This window comes from Gemmatimonadales bacterium (genome assembly GCA_036500345.1).
In the GTDB taxonomy this organism is placed as follows: domain Bacteria; phylum Gemmatimonadota; class Gemmatimonadetes; order Gemmatimonadales; family GWC2-71-9; genus Palsa-1233.
In genome coordinates, this window is record DASYCE010000028.1 from 48,592 (window position 1) to 68,614 (window position 20,023).

Below are 20,023 nucleotides of genomic sequence, written 5' to 3' on the forward strand. Positions count from 1 at the left end.
GACGTTAGCAAGCACTTGCATTTCATTGCCGCTTCGGTACTTTGCCCCTCCCATGCCTACCCGCGATTCCCTTCTCGATGTGACCGCCCGGCTCTACGCCGAGTACGGGTGGAGAGGAACGACGACCCGCCGGATCGCCGAAGCGGCCGGCGTGAATGAGGTCACCGTCTTCCGGCAGTTCGGTTCCAAGGAATCCTTGCTGCTGGAGGCGATCCAGCATGCATCACAGCAGGTCCCGGCAACGCTTCCGGGCGTTCCCTCCGATCTCCGGAGCGAGCTGGTCCGCTGGGCGACCGCGCACCATCGGTCGATCGCCCAGAAGCGCGGGATCATCCTGAGCTGTCTCGCCGAGGCCGAAGAGCGGCCGGCGCTCGCGCCGCAGGCGTGCGAGGGGGGCCGCGTGGCACGCGAGGAATTGACCGCCTATCTCCGTCGCGCCGCGGACCGCGGGCTGATCACGCTGCCGCGGCTGATCGATGCCGGTGCCGCCCTGCTGATGCGCAGCGTCTTCATGGACGCAATGACCCGCGACGTGATTCCCGAAGTGCACGCCATCGATTTTCCGACGCTGATTGACTGCCAGGTCGAACTCCTGCTTCGCGGCCTCGGCGCCGGGGAGGACGCATGAAATCACTGCTGTGGGCAGCCGTTTTCCTCGTCGCCACGGCGACCCGGGCCACCGCACAGGGAGGGCCGCTGTCGCTCTCGCTCCAGGAGGCGCTGGCGCGCGCCGATCTGGCATCGCCGGCTGTGGGCATTGCTCGCGCAGGGACGACCAGTGCCCAGGCGAGCTGGCTGCGGGCGCGATCGGGGTACCTCCCGCAGATCAATGGGAGCGCGACGTACACTCGCACGCTCAATTCGGAATTCTCCGCCTTCGCAGCCTCGAACACCGACACCTTTCCGACGCCGGTCAACTGCCATCATTTCGCGCCGAATCCGTCGCTGCCGCTCGCCGACCGGCTCGATTCGCTGGAGCACGCCCTCGACTGCACCGCGAATGGATCGGGCTTTTCGCTGGCGAACCTGCCGTTCGGACAGGCGAACACCTGGAACTTCGGGTTGTCGGGATCGATGACGCTCTTCGACCTGAAGGTTGCCGGTCAGGTCGCCACGGCGAACGCTGGTCGTGACCAGGCGTCGATCGAAGTCGATGCACAGCGCGCCGCCGCCGTGCTCAACGTGGCGCAGGCGTACTTCGACGCGCAGCTGGCGCAACGGCTGGTCGACATCGCCGATTCGACGCTGGCACAGGCGCAGCGCACCTTTGAGCAGACCCGTCTCGAGCGGCAGGTCGGCAACGCCGCCGAATTCGATCAGCTCCGCGCCGGCGTGGCGCGCGACAATCAATCGCCGGTGGTGATCCAGCGCCGCGCCGACCGGGATCACGCCTTCCTGCGGTTGCGGCAGGTGCTCGATCTTCCCGCGTCGACGCAGCTTGTGCTCACGACGCCGCTCACTGACACCGCGACGGCGCCGCTCCCCGCATACGCCGCGCGCGTCGCGGCGGCGAACGACACGGCGGTCGACGCGCGCGCACCGGTGCGCGAGGCACAGGCTGCGGTGCGGGCGAGCGACGGCCAGGTACGCACGGCGCGGGCCGAGCGGTTGCCGGCGGTGTCACTGTCGAGCACGTACGCCAAGATCGACTTTCCCCAGGACGTCTTCTCATTCAACCGGTTCCTCACCGACTGGTCGGTCAACGTGCAGATGACGGTGCCGATCTACGACGGCGGCCGGCTCCACGCCGATGTTCTCGCGGCCGAAGCGGCGCGCGAGCAATCGGAGATGCGGCTCAAGGAAGCGCGCCAGCAGGCGCAACTCGAAGAAGGTGATGCGCGCACCCAGCTGGAGAGCGCGCAAGCGGCGTGGACCGCGTCGCTTGGCACGACGGCGCAGGCTCAGCGCGCGTACGATATCGCCGAGCTTCGGTACCAGAACGGGCTCTCGACGCTGACAGAAGTCGCCGACGTGCGGCTCCAGCTGGGTCAGGCCGAGGCGAACGGCGCCCAGGCAGCGCGCGACCTGCAGGTGGCCCGGATCAGGATTTCGCTGCTGCGCGACCTGCCGTTCAATACCGGCCTCTCCGCGGGGACCGGCGGCGCCGGCGCAGGGACAACTCCCGCCGCGACGCCGGCCACGGCACCCGCCGCCAATCAGGTGAATCCTGCGAATCCGGCGACAGGTACAGGGCGCCCGGCCGGAACCGGTTCTTCCATCGGCGGCGGAGGGAAGTGATGCGCATCGACGTGTTGCAGCTGCGACTCCGCACCCTGATTGCAGCCTCGGCGACTGTCGCGACGATCGCATCGTGCGGCGGCAAGAACACCCCGGCGACCACCGCGGCGGTCCCACCGGTCGATGTCGCCTCGGGGAATGTCGCCGTTGCCGACTCTGCCACGGTGGAAAGCGGTCCCGCGATTTCCGGCACGCTGACTCCCGATCGCTCCGCCCAACTCAAGGCGCAGGCGGCCGGGACGATCGAAGGGATGTACGTCGACGAGGGTGCTGTGGTGCATGCCGGCCAGGTGCTGGCGTTGATCGACACACTCTCCCTCGCCGAGGCGGCACGATCGGCGCGATCACAATTGACCAGCGCGAAGCTCGCGGCGGATGTGGCGAAGCGGAACTACGACCGGAACGTCAATCTGCACGCCGCCGGTGCGATCGCCGACCGCGATCTCGAGGTGGCGCACAATCAATCGGTCGCAGCCGACGCGGCAGTCGCCGATGCGCAGAGCAAGCTCACGACGGCGGAACGACAGCTCTCCAACGCCATCGTCCGCGCGCCGTTCAACGGCCAGGTCAGCACCCGCCCCGCCAACACCGGCGATGTGCTGCAGCTCGGCAATCCGATCATGACGATCGTCGATCCGAGCGAACTCGAACTCGATGCATCGGTCGGCGCCGATTTCATCTCGAGGATCAAGGCCGGCACCAAGGTCGACTTCTCGGTCAACGGCAATCCCGGGCACACCTTCACCGGGCACGTCGCGCGGATCAACCCGACGGTCGACACGGTGACGCGGCAGGTCCGCCTCTACATCACCGTGCCGAATCAGGACCGGTCGCTTGCCGGAGGGCTCTTTGCGCAGGGACGGGTGGCGCTGTCGGTGGTGCACGGGATCGCAATTCCCACCGCTGCGCTCGATACGCGCACCGCGAGCACCATGGTGCATCGCGTCCGTGGCGGCAAGATCGAGGACGTGAACGTATCCCTCGGCGTGCGCGATGACCTCGCCGAGCGAGTGCAGGTGCTGAGCGGACTTTCCGTCGGCGATACCGTTCTTCTCAGTGCCGCGCTCGGCACGCCGGCCGGTACGTCCGTGCGCGTCACGCAGGGAGATCACTGACGATGGCGGGGCACGACGTGCCGCAGCACCGGATGTGGATTTCGGATTTCGCGATCCGCCGTCCGCTGATCACCGTCGTCACGATGATCACCCTGGTGGCGTTCGGGGTGGCAGCGCTGATCAATCTGCAGACCGATGAATTCCCCGACATCGCCCAGCCGGTCGTCGGCGTCACGATCACCTATCCCGGCGCGGCACCCGACGTGGTCGAACGCGAGATCATCGATCCGGTCGAGGAAGCGATCTTCGGGCTCTCCGGCGTCGACCGCAACAAGACCACGGCGAACGCCGTCGATGGCCTGGCACAGTTCACCGTCTTCTTCGACTTCAGCAAGCCGGTCGCCGAAGCAGCGCAGGATGTCCGCGACGCCATCTCGACGATTCGCAGCAACCTCCCGGCCGAGATGGATGATCCGGTCATCTCGCGATTCGACCCGAGTGAACAGCCGATCCTCTCGCTCACCGTGACCGGCGCGGGGATGGATGCGCGCGCACTCACCCAGGTCGCCGATCCGACGGTGGTGCGCGCGCTGCGCGGCGTTCCCGGTGTCGCCCAGGCGACGGTCGTCGGTGGGTCGTATCCCGAGATGACGGTGCAGCTCAAGCCCGACGCGATGCAGGCCGCCAGCGTCGGCGTCAACGATGTCGTCGCAGCGCTCGGCAGCGAGAATCTCGCCGCGCCGGTCGGCCGCCTCAACGGCGCGTCGACCGAAGAGTCGATCCGGCTGCGCGGCCGCCCCGAAGACGCCGCGGCGTTCCGGCAGGTGGTCGTCGCGCAGCGCAACGGTTCGCTCATCCGCCTCGGCGATGTCGCCGACGTCTTCGAGGGGAACGAGGAACTCCGCACCGCGGCCGACTTCAACGGCAAGGCGGCAGTCGGCATCGAAGTGAAGAAGTCGAAGGGGTATTCGACGACGCAGGTGGTTGATGAATTGAAGACCGTGATCAATCAGATCCAGCCGACGCTCCCCCGCGGCGCCACGGTGGCGATCGTGCGTGACGCCGGTGTGCGTGTGTCGCGCGCGGTGGAGAACGTGCAGAGCGCCCTGATCGAAGGGGCACTCCTCACGGTGCTTGTCGTCTTCCTCTTCCTCAATTCGTGGCGGTCGACCGTCATCACCGGTCTCGCGCTTCCGGTCTCCGCGCTGGCGAGCTTCATCGCCGTGTGGGCGTGCGGCTTCACCCTCAATACGATGTCGCTCCTCGGCCTCTCGCTCGCGATCGGCATCCTGATCGACGACGCGATCGTGGTGCGCGAGAACATCGTGCGACACGTGGAGATGGGGAAGGATCACCTGCGCGCGGCGCAGGAGGGGACCGCCGAAATCGGGATGGCGGTCGCCGCGACGACCTTCTCGATCGTCTGCGTCTTCGTGCCGATCGCGTTCATGTCGGGGCTGTCGGGGCAATGGTTCAAGCCGTTCGCGCTCACCATCGCATGCGCGGTGCTGGTCTCGCTCTTCGTATCGTTCTCGCTCGACCCGATGCTCTCGGCGTACTGGCCCGATCCGCACCGGCACGAACACCAGAAGCACTGGATCACCCGGCAGCTCGACAAGTTCAATCACTGGTTTGCGCGGCGCACCGACAACTACGCCAGCATCGTCGGCTGGGCGCTTGATCACCGCTACACGATGGTGGCGCTCGCCGTGCTTTCCTTTGTGGGCGCCATCGCGTTGCAGATGACGCTGGGTGGATTCGGTTTCGTCCCCGTCTCCGATCGCAGCGAGATCGAGGTGATCGTCGAAGCGCCGCCGAGCTCGAACCTCGCCTACACCGAGGAACGGACCGAGGCGATTGCGAAGCTCGCGCGGGCACATCCGGAGGTGGAATACACCTACGCATCGATCGGGAGCGCGGTGCCGCTCAGGACGCCGGGTGTCGATCAGGCCGACCTCTACATCAAGCTCACGCCCAAGGCGTCGCGGTCGCTGTCGCAGAACGATCTGGGGATCATCTTCCGGCGAGAGTTCGCACAGATCAACGGCGTGAAGGCCTCGGTCTTCACCGGGGGCTTCGGCGGGGCGATCAAGGAGATGCAGTTCCAGATTCGCGGCCCCGATGCTGCCGTCCTCACTCGCCTCGGCGAGCAGGGGGTCACGCTCGCGAGCAAGGTGCACGGCGCCGCCGACGTGGGACTGTCACAGCGCGGCGCGCGACAGGAACTCACCGTCGATGTCGATCGCGCCCTCGCCGGCTCGATGGGACTCTCGATCGCACAGGTGGCGCAGGCGATGCGGCCGGCGTTCGCCGGGATTCATCAGGGTGACTGGGTCGATCCCACCGGCGAAACGCGCGACGTCCGGATCCGCCTCGCTCCCGAAGCACGCCAGCGCCCCGCCGACCTGGCGCAGCTGCCGATCACCGTCACCGGCACCGATCGGCGGGTGCACGTCATCCCCCTCGGCCAGATCGCGAAAATCGGCGTCGAAGAGGCGCCGGGACAGGTCGATCATATCGACCGCAGTCGCGTCGTATCGGTCGAGGCGAACACCCAGGACCGCGCGCTCAACGAAGTCTCCAACGACGTCCTCAAGCAGCTCAGGACGCTGAACCTCCCGCCGGGGTACGCGATCGCCCTCGGCGGGCAGAGCAGCGACCAGGCCGAAGTCTTCCGCGACATCTTCACCGCACTCGGCATCGCCGTGCTGCTGATGTACATGATCCTCGTGGTGCAGTTCGGCTCGTTCCTCGACCCGATCGCGATCCTGATCTCGCTGCCGCTGTCGCTGATCGGCGTGGTGATCGCGCTGATCGTGACGCACGACACGCTCAACATCATGTCGCTGATCGGCGTGATCCTGCTGATGGGAATCGTGGCGAAGAACGCGATCCTGCTTCTCGATTTCGCCAAGGCGGCGCGCGAGCAGCGCGGTCTCTCGCTGCGTGACGCGCTGATCGAGGCGGGACGGATCCGTTTGCGGCCGATCCTGATGACCACCTTCGCGCTGATCGCGGGAATGTTTCCGGTGGCGCTCGGGCATGGCGAGGGCGCCGACTTCCGCGCGCCGCTCGGCCGCGCCGTGATCGGCGGGGTGATCACCTCGACGATCCTGACGCTGCTGGTGATTCCGACGTTCTACGAGATCATCGACGGCGGCAGGACGTGGTTTGCGCGCGCGGCGGCGAAGGTGTTCGGTGGGAGTGCTGCGTGGGCGCCGAAAACGGCGGAGCATGAGGTGCCGGAGGTCGTCGCCGCGGAGAAGCGGTAGCCGCGGGTGTCATCCCGAGCGTAGCGAGGGATCGGCTTACGTACGGTTCATCACCCCCAGCACCGCACCCATCACGGTGAACTGCACCACGTAATACCCCGCGCTGATCGCCCAGTGCCGCACTGACTTCCGCTCGAAGGCGTAGTTCGACGCGAACGACATCGCGATCCAGCAGACGCCGCCCGCAAACCCCCGCTTGACGCCGATCACCAGCGAATGGTGTTGCGGCGTGACCAGCAGCACCGCCATCGCGTACGCCGCGAGCAGCGCCGCGATCAGCGCCGCCGAGTACCGGCGCGCCACCATCGGATCGGTGCGGATCATCTCCAGCGTGACGCCGCTCTCGGCCATCCACGGACGCGCGAACATCAGCGGCGAATACCAGAGCGCGCCGAGCACGAATGCGGCTGCGGCGGCAGCGACAACGGCGAGATAATTGACCTCCGGCATCAGCGCCGCCGCCGCTTCGGTACCATTTCCGCCGGGAGCTCTTCAAGCGAAATCGGGCCGGTGTGCGGCGGCGGTGTCCACGCGCGGCGCATCGGCAGCCAGCAGCGGACTTCACGCCGGTAGAGTTCGAAGTCGCGGCCGAAGACTTTCTGCAGCGCGTCCTCCTCGGCGGGACGGATGCCGAAGTTCCAGATCAGCGCAATCGCCGCAACGAAGAGCAGCACGAGCACCGAGCCCGAGTAGATCCCGACACCGATCCCCTGGACAACGAGCCCGATCACCAGCGGGTTTCGGAACCACGCATAGGGCCCGCTCACCACCAGCCGGCGCGGCGCGTCGAAGGGCAGCGGTGTCCCGCCGCCCTTGATCGCGAGCACCACCGCACTCCACGCGACGAGGAGCGTGCCGAGTATCAGGACCGCGAGACCGAGATCGCCGCGCTCAGGAAAGAAGAAGGTGTCGAGTGCGGCGTCGTGCTGCCACGCCACCATGATCTTCGGGACGAACCACGACAGCACGAACGACCCTCCCGCAATGATCGGGACGGTCTTGGTCAGGTTCCAGAATGCGGGGGCCGGTCGGGCCACGCGATAACGGGGCACGAAACCGAAGATAGGAAGCGGGCCAGCCCGTCACCAGTCTGTGCGACGCCGCGACAATGTTGGCCCCGCGCCACAGTGTCCGCTATTCGACGCGCATCGCTGTCAGCGGATCGACCCGCGTGGCGCGGAATGACGGGACCAGCGTCGCGGCGAGTCCCGCCACCGCCAGGAGGGCGCACGCTGCAACCCACGTCACGACATCGAGCGGATTGACCCCGTACAGGAGGCCGGTGAGCAGCCGCGTCACGACCGCCGACCCGGCGAGACCGATTGCGGTGCCGATCCCGACCAGCACCATCCCCTGTGACGCGACCAGCCGCACGATCCCCGCCGACGAACTCCCCAGCGCATTCCGGATCCCGAGCTCGCGCGTCCGCTGCGCGACTGCGTAGCTCATCACGCCATAGAGCCCCGCGATCGCCAGGATCACCGCAACGAGCGCAAAGGTGCCGAGGAGGATCAGGAAGAAGCGCGGTTTCCCGACGCTGGTCGTGATGATCTCGTTCATCGTGCGCACACCGGTGACCGCTGCGAGCGGATCGATGCGGCGCACCGCAGCGCGCACCGCTGGAAGGACCGCGTTCGGGTCACCATGCTTCACCCGCACCATGACGGGAAACGACGTGGTCCCGATACCACTCTGCCGATAGGTGCTGTACATCTCCGCAGTGGGTGGAGCGAACGGTCCCGCGTTGCGGATGTTGCTCACCACGCCGACGATGGTGCCGAAGGTCGTGTCGCCGGTGTAGAAGCGCTTGCCGATCGGATCCTTTCCCTTGAAGTCGCGCGCCACGAGTGCCTGGTTCACGACCACGACGTAGGGTGACTCCTTGCGCTCGTCATCCGATGGCCGCAGCAACCGACCGGAGATCAGCCGCTGCCTGGTCACGGCGAAGAAGTCCGGCGTGATGACCCGGTTCTCCGCCAGCGGCAGCTGTGTCGGGTTGTCGCCGGGCTGACCCTCGTAGCGAACGTTGCCGTTCCATCCCCAGTTGTCGTACGGAAGCAGCTGGATTGCCGCGGCGGCGGCGACCCCCGGAACCTGCTGGATTGCCGCGATCGCCGGGTCGAGGAATTGTCCGAACGGTGCCGTCGGGCCGGGGTATGCTTGCGGCGAGACGGTGAGGTTGAGGGTGAGGATCGGGTTGGGGTCGAAGCCCGGATCGTTCGACATCAGCCGCGAGAATCCCTTGAGCACCAGTCCCGCGCCGACCATCAGGATCAGCGACAGCGCCACTTCGGCAATCACCAGCGCGCCAAGGGTGCGATGCTGTCCGCGTCCCATCCCGCCGCCGCGCCCGTCGCGCAGCGCATCCTGCGGATCGACCGACGCCGCGCGCCACGCCGGCACCGCGCCGCACGCAACGGCGACGATCACCGCAAGGACGAGCGCCATGGCGACCACGCGGGCATCGACGGTCAAGCCGGCGAGTTGCGGCAGTCGCGCCGCCGCGAGGGCACCGATCGTCTTGACACCGGCGAGCGCGAGCGCCAGACCAAGCACCACGCCGATCGCGGCGAGCACGAGGCTCTCGACCATGACCGGCCGCATCACCTCCCAGCGCGACCCGCCTAGCGCCGAGCGGATCGCGGTATCTCGGCGCCGCTGCACGCCGCGCGCGAGGAGGAGTGATGCGACATCGGTCGCTGCGATGAGGAGCACCATCAGTACTGCGCCGAAGGTGAGCAGCAACGGCGTGCGAATCGCCGCCGTCGCGTCGGCAGCGAGCGGCACGACATTGATTCCTTCGCCCTTCAAGTCGGGATAGGTCGCAACCAGTCCATCGAAGAGCTGGCTGAGCTCCGCTGTAGCGGACGCCGGTGTTGCACCCGGCGCGAGACGGCCGATGAGCGGGAGGAAATTGCTGCGCCGCTGCTGCATCTGCTGATCGGAGAACCGGAGCGGCAACCAGATCTGTGCGCGAAGCACCCCGGCGCCGCGCGGAATCCGGAAGTCCCGCGGCGCGATCCCCACCACGCTGACCTGCTGCCCGTCGAGGAGAATCGTCTTGCCCACAATCGACCGGTCGGCGCCGAACTGGTCGCGCCACAATTCATCGCTGAGCACCGCGACCTGTGGCTGGTCGTGACCGTCATCCGCCGGTGTGAGGAGCCTCCCGTATTGCGGCTGGACGCCGAGCATCGGAAAGAGATTGCCGCTCACCTGAAGGACGCTCGTCTGCATCGCCTGCCCGCCCTGCACCAGCAGCGACGTGCCGAACGAGATCGCCGACAACGCCGTCAGCTTCCTGGTGCTGTGCGCCAGGTCTTCATAGTTCGGTGCGGAGAACGGCCCGGTGACGAAATGCGGCGTGGTGCGATAGACGGTGACGAGCTGGCCGGGATCGCGGAACGGCAACGGTTGTAGCAGCGCCCGTTCGATCGCGCTCGATACCGCCGATGTGACGCCGAGCCCCAGGGCAAGGCAGAGAATCGCGGAGAGAGAGACGGCGGGGGCACGCAGCAGCGCACGCACGGCATCGCGGATCTGGGACATGGTCGGCTCCTGGCAGGTACGTCGTTGGATGCAGGAGCCGAAAAAAGGGTTGTCGCCCTCTCTCCCGGCCGGTCAGTAGCGGTCGAGGTCCCGGGCGATCACCACCCGCCCGGTGTACCCGCCGCGCCGAACGCCGGCGATCAGCTCGCCGTCAGTGGCACCCATCCGTACGATGTGATCGAGAATAAGTAGGCGCGGTGCGGCGCGGGCAGCGATCGCGCCGAGTTCGACGTCAGAGGTGTGAAAGCTCTTGAGATACGCCGGCCAGTCATTTCCATTGGGGCGATTCTCCGGGGCGACTCGCGATGCCGGATAGACCTCGTGGATCAGGACGTCGACGTGCCGTGCGGCGACCTCCAGCGAATCATCGGGACGGGTGTCGCCGGAGATCACGATCGATCGCGTCGGCGTGTCGACGCGATAGCCGTACGCTTCCTTCCAGTCGCCGTGCCGCACTGGGATTGCCGTCACTCGCACCCCGTCGCTGTCGTACACCACGCCAGGTGAGATCTCGTGCACATCGGCGCGATAGACATCCGGAAGCTCGTGCTCCAGCCCGTTGATCCGGACTGCGATATCCTCGCTCCACGCGTCGAGGATATCGTCGACCATCTTCCTGAGGCCGTGCGGCCCGTAGAGCTGCAACGGTGCACGCCGCCGCGCAACCCACGATGTGAGGATCAGGTCGGGGAGACCGAGGGTGTGATCACTGTGCAGATGGGTGATGAACGTCGCGGTCGGGCCGCTCACCGGAAGATGCGCCGCCGCAAGCCGCCGCTCCACGCCGACGCCGGCGTCGAAGAGAAAGACTCGCGATCCCACGACGATTGCCGTCGCTGCGCCGAATGATGTCGGATCGGGAGTCGGCGTGCCGGTACCGAGAAAGACGATCGCGGTGCGGTCGGCGCGAGGCAGTGCAACGGCAGGACTCTTCCCGCTCCATGTGCCGGCGCCGGTCGCTATGGCAATCATTGCGATAGCGGCCGCCGCGCGGTGCAGCATCAGATCTTCACCGCCTGCATCCATGCATCAGCGATCGCCTCGTGTCCCGCCGCCGTCGGATGCACTCCGTCCGATGCCCAGTATGCCGCGCTGCTCTTCGCCGCTCGGCGCTGGAACATCTCGTGGAGCGGCACGAAGCGCGCACCGGCGCGATCGGCGACTCGGCGGGATGCTGCGCGGAGTTGGTCGAACTCCGGAAACCACGCATCGGTCACCGCACCGGTGTGCAGCACGAACGGTTCGAGCACCACCAGCTTCACCTGCGGCAGCGCGCGCTTCGTCTGCGCGAGGAGCGCCGCGTATCCCGATTCGTATCCGCTCACGACATCGGCCGCCGGCGTCTTTCCCAGTGTGTGCCAGACGTCATTGACGCCGATCAGGATGGACAGCAGCCCAGGCTTGAGATCGAGAGTGTCGCTCTGCCACCGCGCCGCGAGATCGGCGACGATGTTTCCGCTCACGCCGCGATTGAAGCACTGATAGTCACTCTTCGGTTGCTCCTCACGGAGCCGGCTGGTCAGCAGCAGCGGATAGCCGGTACCGAGCGCACCGGGATCGTTTGCTGCCGCCGCCTTGCGGTTGCGGCCGCAATCGGTGATCGAATCGCCCTGGAAGACGATCGTGGCGGAGGCATCGACGGCAACACTCGCCGAGAGCGTGCCGGCGGGCAAAGCGCTTGCCGCCGCGGTGGCCGCCGTCGCCTGCAGGAATTCGCGTCGAGTCGTCATCACGCTTCCTCCGTCGTTGCGGTTCCGCCGAGGGGACGGCGCGTGTGCGGGTCGAAGCCGAGGGTCAGCGTCGGCTTGACGATCTGAAAATACGGCGAGACGTCGAAGTCGCGCGGCATGTACAGCCCGTGTTCCTGAATGTGCATCATCTCGGCGTAACTATGTTCGGCGGCGAGATCGCTGTTGCGCGAGAGGACCACCTCGGGGAGGATCGGATAGTCGATACTGCGGAACGCTTCGGCAATCAGCGTGGAACAGATTGCGCGGGTCGGATCGCCGCTGCCGAGGGCAACCATGCGCCGCCGCCAGCGCGTCGGGACCGGCGGTGTCGGAAGGAGGTAGCGCGCCAGGTCCCAGAAGTGCTTCATGTCGTACTGGTTACCGACCCGCTGCATCGCGTAGTCGACCACCTGATGGATCTCGTCGGGCGACAGTCCGACCGGACGGCAGATCCGGGTGTGGAGGCCGGCGTACATCTCGAGCGGAACGATGCGCACCCCGGTGTTGACGTCGGCCTCGAGGAGGATGCTGTCGCGACCCTTCTCGACCGGATCGGGGTTGGCGATGCAGAGCGCCGCGTGCGACCAGCTCGATTGCGTCAGGTACTTGATCGCGACGGCGATCCGGGTGTCGCCTTCGATCAGGAGGATGTCGCCGGCCTTGAGCGTCGCGGTGATTGCGTCGGGAGCCGAGGAGGTGACCTGGTACGGATGCCTGGAGGGCCGGGTGAGATATCCGGCGAGGACGCGGCCGAAGCGGTCGGACATCAGCATCGGGCTAGCGCGCGAACGGTGGGAAGGTCACCCTCAAAAGTAGTCGACGACGATCCGGCGGCCGGCGTACATCCCGACCGCCGTGCCGATCATGCTGATGATGAACGCGGTCATCGTCCCGGCGAAGGCGCCGATCCACCAGCCGATTGCGCCGCCGATGGTGGCACCGATGAAGACGAAGAGTTTCGTCATCTATTGATAGAGTGCTGCCGGATCGGCGGCGGCGAGTTCGACGAGGAAGCCGGCGATCCGCTGGCTTGCGGCCGCGAAAAAGCGCTCCCCCTTGTCGGCGGTGGCTGCGCGCGGATTCCCGACGCCGGTGTCGTCGGTCACCGCCGTCCACTTCCTCGGTGCCCACGCCCACCCCTCACGGAGTGCCGCGACGGTGAAACGCCGCGCCGCGCCATCTCCCGCCTGGTCGAGCGGAAGGACCTGCTCCGCCGCCAGGTGAAGCATTACGCTGGTCTCGAGTTCGCCGGCGTGATCGCCGGGCTCGTCGAAGTATTTGCTGGCATCGACCGTGGTCCACCAGTTGAGGGTACAAAGGAAAAGATCGGTCGATGGCTGCAATTCTCGAATCATCTGGCGAAAATCGTTCCCGCCGTGGCTATTGACGATCACCAGTTTCCGCACCCCGGCCCGCGAGACGGAGTCGGCGACATCGCGGAGAAGTGCCGCCTGCGTGGCCGGATTCATGTTGATGCAGAGCGGAATGTCGAGCTGCCCGGTGTTCACGCCAAAGGGAATAGCCGGAAGGACCACGACGCGGGCGCCGCGATCCCAGGCGAGGTGTGCCGACTCGCGGGCGACGGCCTCGGCCTCGACGACGTCAGTGGCGTAGGGAAGATGGAAGTTGTGCGCCTCGGTGGCGCCCCACGGGAGCACGGCGACGTCGTACTTCGCGTCGCGAACGGTGCTCCACGTGGTGTGCCCGAGAATCCAGGGAGTGTCAGCTCCCATCGTCCGGAAGTTCGCGCACCCAGATGTTGCGGTAACGGACCGGATGATTGTGGTCCTGCAACTGGAGCGGCATCCGGTCGGCGTGCTTGAGATATGCCGAGCGATGGCCGTTGGTCGTGGGGCCGAGGATGGTCATGTTGTCCTGAACCAGGACACCGTTGTGGATCACCGTGACGCGGGCCGGCTGCGTGACCCTCCCCGCGGCGTCGAAGTGCGGACGATGGAAGACGATGTCATACACCTGCCACTCGCCCGGCGGGCGCATCGCGTTGACCATCGGCGGGACCTCGCCGTAGATCGCGGCGGCCTGGCCGTCGGGATAGGTGGCGGCGTGGTAGGAGTCGAGGACCTGGATTTCGTAGGTGCTCATCAGGAAGACGCCGCTGTTGCCGCGATCCTGATCCTCACCGTGCGGCGGATTCGGCGCCGACCACTCGATGTGCAGCTGCATATTACCGAAGCCGCGTTTGGTTGCGATGTCACCGGTGCCGGGGGCGACGACGATGTCACCGTTCTCCACTTTCCACGGTGCCGCCTTCATCCCCTTGGTGGTATCGGCGGAGCGCCAGTTGTCGAGCGAGCTCCCGGCGAAGAGGACGATCGCGTCGGATGGCGGCGCCTGCGGGCCGAGGTACGGGCCCGGTGTCACGACCGGAGGTGCCGGGCGGGTCCGCGAATGTTGCGGCCACTGCGACGGGTCCTTGGGGACCGGGTTGGGATTCGGGGTCTGGGCCACGGCGCCGGCGGCGAGGACGGTGGTGAGCAGCAGCGAGAGTCGGATGGCGGACGGCATCGATGCTCCGGTGGGGACGGTTATAAGGTAAGGGGAGGGACCGTCGCCACCGTCAGAGCGTCAACCGGTACGTCGCTTTCACCTCGAGGATGTTCGTTGCCGGGGCCGCGAAGGCGCGGCCGAGATCGCGCGACCAGGAGAAGTCGCCGATTGCAGCGGTCTCGCTGCGATTCTGCTGCCACACCAGATAGAGCGTCGACCCCGGGCGGTACTCCCAGCGGAGTACCAGGTTGACGCGCGCCGACCGCAGATTGAAGGTCGGATCGGCAACGTCGAATGACGGCGCCGGGCCACTCCCGTCGGGGTCAACAGTGACCGTCCCGCCGTTTCGCACCATGATCCCGACGTCGCGGCCGTAGAGATCAAAGTCATAGGTACGGGGCGCGGCGAGCTGCTCGAACCCGGCGAACGTCCCCGCCGACACGAACGGCTGAGCGTAGAGCTGCACCGTCAGGTCGCGGGTCACCGCCCAATCGATGCGCGAATCGAGACTCACCGTCTTCTGGTCGAGGGTCGCGAAGACATAGCGTGATCCATATGTCGTCGTCGCGGTCGGGTCGGGAACGGTCTGCACGTATTGCGCGGCGTTGTGCGCCACGGCGTAGGTCGGCGACAACCGGATCTGCACGCTTGCCGCGGGATTGAGCGTGAGGCTCGGCCCGATCTGCCACATGAAATTCTGCGGCCACCCCATGTACATCCCGGTGATCCCCGCCTGATATGCGGACTTGCGGGGATCGAACGACAGTGTCCCCTGCAGCATCGTCTGTGCCGGCGTGAGCGCGAGCGGTCCCCCGCGCGTGAGTCGGTCGTCGACCACGGTTGGCTGATAGCCGACGATGGCGTTCACCTGCCAGAAATTCCGGAGGCGCATGTTGGCGGTAAGCTGTTCCAGCTTGGTGACGTGATCCCCGTCGTAGTTCCACTCCTGGATCGACGCGAGGTCGAGCTGGTAATTCTGGAAGAGCGCGCCGGAGCGATAGTCGGAATACCCGACATCGGCGGTGAGTGCACGTTTTCCGGTGAGCACCTCGAAGCCGAGATCGTTCACTTCGTACCCGACGCTCATATCCTGCGCCGCGATGTCACCATGCCAGTGTCCTCCGCCGACCTTGGACAGTGCCATCACCGCGTTGTAGCCATCGAGCGACGTGCGGGTCGAATCGAAGGAAAAATTCCTCGCGTCAGGGCGCTGCATGTAGTGGGCGCTCGATCGCTGGGTCGCGGCAATGGCCGCCGCGGAGCCGGTGACACGGCTCCCGGTCAGGAACGCATCCACGACCCACGATCGGTGCGCCCAGTAATGGCTTACGTCCACTCCGCCAACGTATGCGCTCGACCGCAGGGTGGCGGCGAGCGAAGAATCGCCGAGCCGGCGATCGACCGACGTGAAGAGCCCCCCAACGGTGGTATTGCCCGCTGCGTCCTCGTGCTGCACCCGGGTGACGTTGTAGTTGGTGAGCGGCTCGATCTCCTGCCGGAACCGTTGTCCACCGGCCTCCTCAATCGATCCTGATTCCGGCTGCGTCACGGCGTCGAGCGCCGCGATCGCCCAACCGTTGGCACTCTTGCCGGTGAGCTTGGCGGCGAAGGGAATCGCCGTCTGGGCCGGCGCGGTCGTGAAGACGGCGTTGGCATCGCCAAGCGTTCCCTGCGGCGCCCTGCCGATCCGTCGCGAATAGAAGATCGACGGGTACCCGGCCGCGGCGTACGTATTGATCTGGCCGAACCCGAAGAGGTTGCTCTCTTCCAGAAAGAACGGTCGCTTCTCGGGATAGAAGGTTTCAGCGGCGGAGAGATTGACGACACTCGGATCGACTTCGACCTGTCCGAAATCCGGATTGATGGTGGCGTCGAGATTGAGATTGCTGCCGACGCCGTAGCGAATGTCGGCACCGGCGTTGCCGGTGTAGTCATGACCGGAACTGAATGGATCTCCGGCCGGCGCCGGTGCGTATTCCCCCTGGCTCGTGACGTAGGGCGTGACCTCGACCGGGTGCCCGCTCCCAATCCCGTCGAGTCCGGTAAGGGTGCCGTAGCGGCTCACGCCATCCTGTTCGGTCTTGGGGGCATACGCAAAGACATCCTGTTCCTGCTTCCTTCTGATGAACCGAAGGAATTGAATCCCCCACTGCGCGGAGTTCCTGCTGTACCGAAGCTGGGAAAGGGGAATGCGGATTTCGGCGGTCCAGCCGTCGTGATCGATCGACGTGGCCGCCTGCCACACCGGATCGGGCGAGTAATCGTCAATGTCGGCCCCGGAGGTGAGACCGTCGCGCCGCACGCCGCGAGGATTGACCTCGAAGATGAACGCGGTGCGACGATCATGGCGCGAGTCGATGCGAACGGTCAGGCGGTCGCTCGCGCTGTCGGCATCCCGCCGCGCCAGCGAGGCGCGAATGGTGGAGGCGTCCGAGTCGAACATCCGGGCGCCGATGTAAATGGCGTCGTACGAGATGAGCACCCGGACCATCGTCCGCTCGGTCGGCGCCGCGCCGCCGTCGGGATCGCGCTGAATGAAGGCGGTGAACGGGGCCGCCGCTTCCCACGCCGGTTCGTCAAGCCGGCCGTCGAGATGAATGGTGCCGCGGAGCGGTGCCGCGCTGATCGCTGGCGCTGTTGCGTTCACCTGTGCCTGGAGCGGGATCGGCAGCACACCGACGCCCGTTGCCATGACTGCGAGTTGAAGCAGAGGTCCGCGCATGACACAGAGTACAATGCGGCGTCACGCAAGTTGTCATGACGATGTATACGTTCTGTTCACGACCCGGCGGTGGGGAGTCCTGTCGGAGGTGAGCAACTGACTTACCAAACCCCGCCGTCATTCCTAATTTCTTGCGTCGCCCCGACGCCCTCATCTTCAGGAGTTCCTGTGAATCTCCCGAACCGCCGCCTCGCGGTCGCCGCAATGCTGTTTACCGCCTCCCTCGCTTCCCTCGCGCCGCTCGGGACAGGCCGCCTCGCCGCCCAGCTTCCCGCCGCCGATCACGCCGCCAAACGGCAGACGGTGATCGACGCGATGACCTCCGACGGAATCCTCTTCGTCGAGGGCTCCGGGAATCCGACGCGCGAAGACCAGGACTTCATGCAGTCGCAGAACTTCCAGGCGCTCACCGGCGTGCTGCAGCCCGGGTCGGCGCTGATCATCTGGAAGAAGGGCGGCACCGTCGGACAGCGGATCGTCGTTCCGCCAAAGCCGGCGTACGCCTGGGAAGGGGAGCAGATCGGTCCCGAGGATGCGTCGCGGATGATGGGAATCCCCGGCATTCCGACCACCGCGATGCCGGCGCTGCTTGATTCACTGGATGCGAAACACTCCAAGGTCTATCTCATTGGCGAAGACACCGGCTGGCCCGGTCTCTCCACGCAGCTGAAGCAGATTCTTGGCGATTCCGGCGTGATCGCGCCGCGCGGTGGACGTCGCGGCGGCGGCGGGGGCGGCGGAGCAGCCGGGGGGCGTGCCGGTGGTCGCAGTGCAGCACCAGCGCCGAATCCGGCGATGGGCGATTACTTCGCGATCAGCACCGCGATGAACCAGGCGCGCGCCCGGAAGACCGATGCCGAGATCGCGCTGCTCAGGAAGGCGGCCGAGATTTCCGTCGAAGGTCACAAGGCCGCAATGCGGATGGTCTTCCCCGGCGTCTACGAGTATCAGATTCGCGGTGTCTTCGAAGGAACCATCTTCGGGCTCGGCGCCGAGCGGTACGGCTATCCGTCGATCGTCGGCGCGGGAGCCGACGCGACCTACCTCCACTACAGCGCCGACACGATGCAGTCGAAGGCCGGCGACGCGGTGGTGATGGATGCCGCCGCGGATTATCACGGTTATTCCGCCGACGTGACGCGCACCTTCCCGGTGAGCGGCAAGTTCTCGCCCGAGCAGAAGATCATCTACGAAGCGGTCCTCGCCGCGCAGACGGCGGCCGCGGCGACGGTGCATCCGGGATCGACGTCGGCGCAGGAAAACGCCGCGGCGAATCTCGAACTGCAGAAGGGGCTGGTGAAGGCGGGGCTGATCGATTCGATCGGTGCGATGTACGAAGCGGAAGGTGGCCGCAAGGTCACGCAGCTGTCGCTCTTCTATTTCCACGGCCTCGGACACGGCCTCGGCCTCAACGTGCACGACCCGATCTACACCGAGAGCGGCGCGTACGTGAAGAATTCGATCTTCACCATCGAGCCGGGATTGTACGTGCGGCCGATGAGCCTGCAGATGGTACCGGATGTCCCGGGGAACGCGGCGTTCCGCGCTCGGCTCGCGAAGGCGATGCCGAAGTATTCGGGAATCGGTACCCGGATCGAGGACGATTTCGTGGTGACCGATCGCGGCGTCGTCTGTCTGTCGTGCGGTGCGCCGCATTCGCTGGCGGAAGTGGAAGCGGTGGCGGGGAAGAATCCGCTCAAGCATTAGTGAATTGATGCTGCATGCGAGGGACCGAGCTCGGCAGGCGAGTCCGGTCCCTCGTTCATTCCTGCTTGTGAATTCCGGAGCCGATCAGGCCGCCGATCAGGGCAAAGACCATGGTTGGAATCACGAAGAACTGAAAATCCGATCCGCAGTCGGCCCGGTCGCAGAAGTTGTGATGCGCAGCGGCAGCCAGGAGGCCGATGCCGGCCCCGGCGAGGCCCCCGGCGAGCATCCCGGTCTTCCACTCGGTTTGCGGGAGCGAGTCGCGGTACGGCTGGCGGGGCGTGTTGATCGCGTGAGTGGTGCGATCGGCGAGTCCCAAGCGCGCGGGGCCCTGCGCGGCGAGCGAGGGTGTCGCGAGCGAGACGACAAGAAGGAGACTGAGAGCCGCGGTCGATGACCGGCGCATGAGCGTCTCCGCATCAAGGGTCACGGATGTTTGTGCTGCAGTTGAATCCACATCGCCTGTGAACCCCGCCCGGTGAGCAATGATGTTCGCAGGCCGAGTTCGATGCTGACGTCGCGTCCGATTCCGTTGAGAAGATTGGGGACAACGAGTTCCGACAATGTCGGAACCACCGTTTGCCGGCTTGTGATGCGAACGATTCCGGTATCGGCAACCGCGATCGACCGAAACTCGCTGGTCCGGTTGACTTCACGCACCAGCGTGCGGCCATCAGGCGAATACACGAATCCCCACTCTCCGCCAACGGAGAACGGGGATCCGGTGATGACCGATATTGGCACCAGCCACACTTCAATCGTATCGCCACCGGAGCGGAACGACAGCGGCGCGAACTGCCGGTTCGCTGCTTCGAAGGCACCCATCCCCCGCAATTCGGCCGGGAGCTCTGCGCGGGCGAGGGAAACAAGGGCGCTCGTGTCTGGCGGCGGGGCAACGCGCGTATTGGACGTCAGGTCCACGGCTGCGAGGTGCGTCACCCGGGTGAACTGCGAGTCCACGTCCATGAAGATCGCGATCCGGTGACCGCCCTTGAAGAGACATTCTCCGATCGCACCGAGGGAGTCAGCGGGGCCGAAGAGGCCGGCCTTCCGTGCTTTCGCCCCCTGCTCGGCGCATCGCATCGTCGACACGAACGTCTGTGCCTCGCGGTCGGCACGGTCGAAGGCGGCGTTGGTATCTGACGCGACTGCCTGGGCGGCGGCTCCGCCGATATGCGCCGATAGCAACAGAGCGAGCAAGCCACCACGTCGGATTGCACCACTCATGCGCCCAGTTACGGT

The 20,023-nt window shown here is 66.3% G+C and carries 17 protein-coding genes; 5 read left to right on the plus strand and 12 right to left on the minus strand.

The genetic code is table 11. From position 1 onward, the window contains the following. Nucleotides 1-52 precede the first annotated feature (52 nt). From VGM20_12805 to VGM20_12820, 4 genes are read left to right on the plus strand one after another with little or no spacing between them, the layout of a single operon-like run. The gene (locus VGM20_12805; protein HEY4101745.1) at nucleotides 53-628 is read left to right on the plus strand and encodes a helix-turn-helix domain-containing protein; all 576 of its coding nucleotides are present in this window, start codon (nucleotides 53-55) and stop codon (nucleotides 626-628) included. Then, on the plus strand, nucleotides 625-2,238 hold the full coding sequence (locus VGM20_12810) for a TolC family protein (protein HEY4101746.1): 1,614 nt from the start codon (nucleotides 625-627) through the stop codon (nucleotides 2,236-2,238). The genes VGM20_12805 and VGM20_12810 overlap by 4 nt, the downstream gene beginning before the upstream one ends. Continuing rightward, nucleotides 2,238-3,353: an efflux RND transporter periplasmic adaptor subunit gene (locus VGM20_12815; protein ID HEY4101747.1), complete on the plus strand. Its 1,116-nt coding sequence runs from the start codon at nucleotides 2,238-2,240 to the stop codon at nucleotides 3,351-3,353. Before VGM20_12810 ends, VGM20_12815 begins: the two co-directional genes overlap by 1 nt. Nucleotides 3,354-3,355: 2 nt before the next feature. After that, nucleotides 3,356-6,565 carry an efflux RND transporter permease subunit gene (locus VGM20_12820; protein ID HEY4101748.1) on the plus strand — a complete coding sequence of 1,070 codons (3,210 nt, stop codon included), beginning with the start codon at nucleotides 3,356-3,358 and terminating at the stop codon, nucleotides 6,563-6,565. 36 nt (nucleotides 6,566-6,601) lie between these two features. Here VGM20_12820 and VGM20_12825 read toward each other — a convergent pair whose 3' ends face one another. The 10 genes from VGM20_12825 to VGM20_12870 form a co-directional block, all read right to left on the minus strand. Further along, nucleotides 6,602-7,015, minus strand: coding sequence for a DUF1761 domain-containing protein (locus VGM20_12825; GenBank protein ID HEY4101749.1), 414 nt, complete (start codon nucleotides 7,013-7,015; stop codon nucleotides 6,602-6,604). Then, nucleotides 7,015-7,617, minus strand: coding sequence for a methyltransferase (locus tag VGM20_12830; protein ID HEY4101750.1), 603 nt, complete (start codon nucleotides 7,615-7,617; stop codon nucleotides 7,015-7,017). The genes VGM20_12825 and VGM20_12830 overlap by 1 nt, the downstream gene beginning before the upstream one ends. A gap of 82 nt (nucleotides 7,618-7,699) precedes the next feature. Further along, the gene (locus tag VGM20_12835; GenBank protein ID HEY4101751.1) at nucleotides 7,700-10,114 is read right to left on the minus strand and encodes an ABC transporter permease; all 2,415 of its coding nucleotides are present in this window, start codon (nucleotides 10,112-10,114) and stop codon (nucleotides 7,700-7,702) included. A gap of 72 nt (nucleotides 10,115-10,186) precedes the next feature. Continuing rightward, nucleotides 10,187-11,116 carry an MBL fold metallo-hydrolase gene (locus VGM20_12840; GenBank protein ID HEY4101752.1) on the minus strand — a complete coding sequence of 310 codons (930 nt, stop codon included), beginning with the start codon at nucleotides 11,114-11,116 and terminating at the stop codon, nucleotides 10,187-10,189. Beyond that, nucleotides 11,116-11,844 carry an SGNH/GDSL hydrolase family protein gene (locus VGM20_12845; protein HEY4101753.1) on the minus strand — a complete coding sequence of 243 codons (729 nt, stop codon included), beginning with the start codon at nucleotides 11,842-11,844 and terminating at the stop codon, nucleotides 11,116-11,118. Before VGM20_12845 ends, VGM20_12840 begins: the two co-directional genes overlap by 1 nt. Next, nucleotides 11,844-12,611: a YiiX/YebB-like N1pC/P60 family cysteine hydrolase gene (locus VGM20_12850; GenBank protein ID HEY4101754.1), complete on the minus strand. Its 768-nt coding sequence runs from the start codon at nucleotides 12,609-12,611 to the stop codon at nucleotides 11,844-11,846. The genes VGM20_12845 and VGM20_12850 overlap by 1 nt, the downstream gene beginning before the upstream one ends. Before the next feature lie 39 nt (nucleotides 12,612-12,650). Continuing rightward, on the minus strand, nucleotides 12,651-12,809 hold the full coding sequence (locus tag VGM20_12855; protein ID HEY4101755.1) for a hypothetical protein: 159 nt from the start codon (nucleotides 12,807-12,809) through the stop codon (nucleotides 12,651-12,653). Further along, nucleotides 12,810-13,577 (minus strand): creatininase family protein, encoded by a 768-nt coding sequence (locus VGM20_12860; GenBank protein ID HEY4101756.1) that lies wholly within the window; start codon nucleotides 13,575-13,577, stop codon nucleotides 12,810-12,812. Beyond that, nucleotides 13,567-14,370 (minus strand): DUF1080 domain-containing protein, encoded by an 804-nt coding sequence (locus tag VGM20_12865; GenBank protein HEY4101757.1) that lies wholly within the window; start codon nucleotides 14,368-14,370, stop codon nucleotides 13,567-13,569. Before VGM20_12865 ends, VGM20_12860 begins: the two co-directional genes overlap by 11 nt. A 52-nt stretch (nucleotides 14,371-14,422) precedes the next feature. Beyond that, nucleotides 14,423-17,044 (minus strand): DUF5916 domain-containing protein, encoded by a 2,622-nt coding sequence (locus tag VGM20_12870; GenBank protein HEY4101758.1) that lies wholly within the window; start codon nucleotides 17,042-17,044, stop codon nucleotides 14,423-14,425. 198 nt (nucleotides 17,045-17,242) lie between these two features. On the opposite strand from VGM20_12870, the gene VGM20_12875 reads away from it, so the two are divergent. Continuing rightward, entirely contained in the window at nucleotides 17,243-18,781 is a 1,539-nt protein-coding gene (locus tag VGM20_12875; protein ID HEY4101759.1) for an aminopeptidase P N-terminal domain-containing protein, read from the plus strand. Between the two features lie 55 nt (nucleotides 18,782-18,836). Here the strand turns inward: VGM20_12875 and VGM20_12880 are convergent, their stop codons facing one another. Both VGM20_12880 and VGM20_12885 read right to left on the minus strand, forming a co-directional pair. Continuing rightward, complete coding sequence (locus tag VGM20_12880) at nucleotides 18,837-19,187, minus strand: hypothetical protein (GenBank protein HEY4101760.1); 351 nt, start codon at nucleotides 19,185-19,187, stop codon at nucleotides 18,837-18,839. A 20-nt stretch (nucleotides 19,188-19,207) separates the two neighbouring features. Continuing rightward, the gene (locus VGM20_12885; GenBank protein HEY4101761.1) at nucleotides 19,208-20,008 is read right to left on the minus strand and encodes a hypothetical protein; all 801 of its coding nucleotides are present in this window, start codon (nucleotides 20,006-20,008) and stop codon (nucleotides 19,208-19,210) included. Between the last annotated feature and the right edge of the window lie 15 nt (nucleotides 20,009-20,023).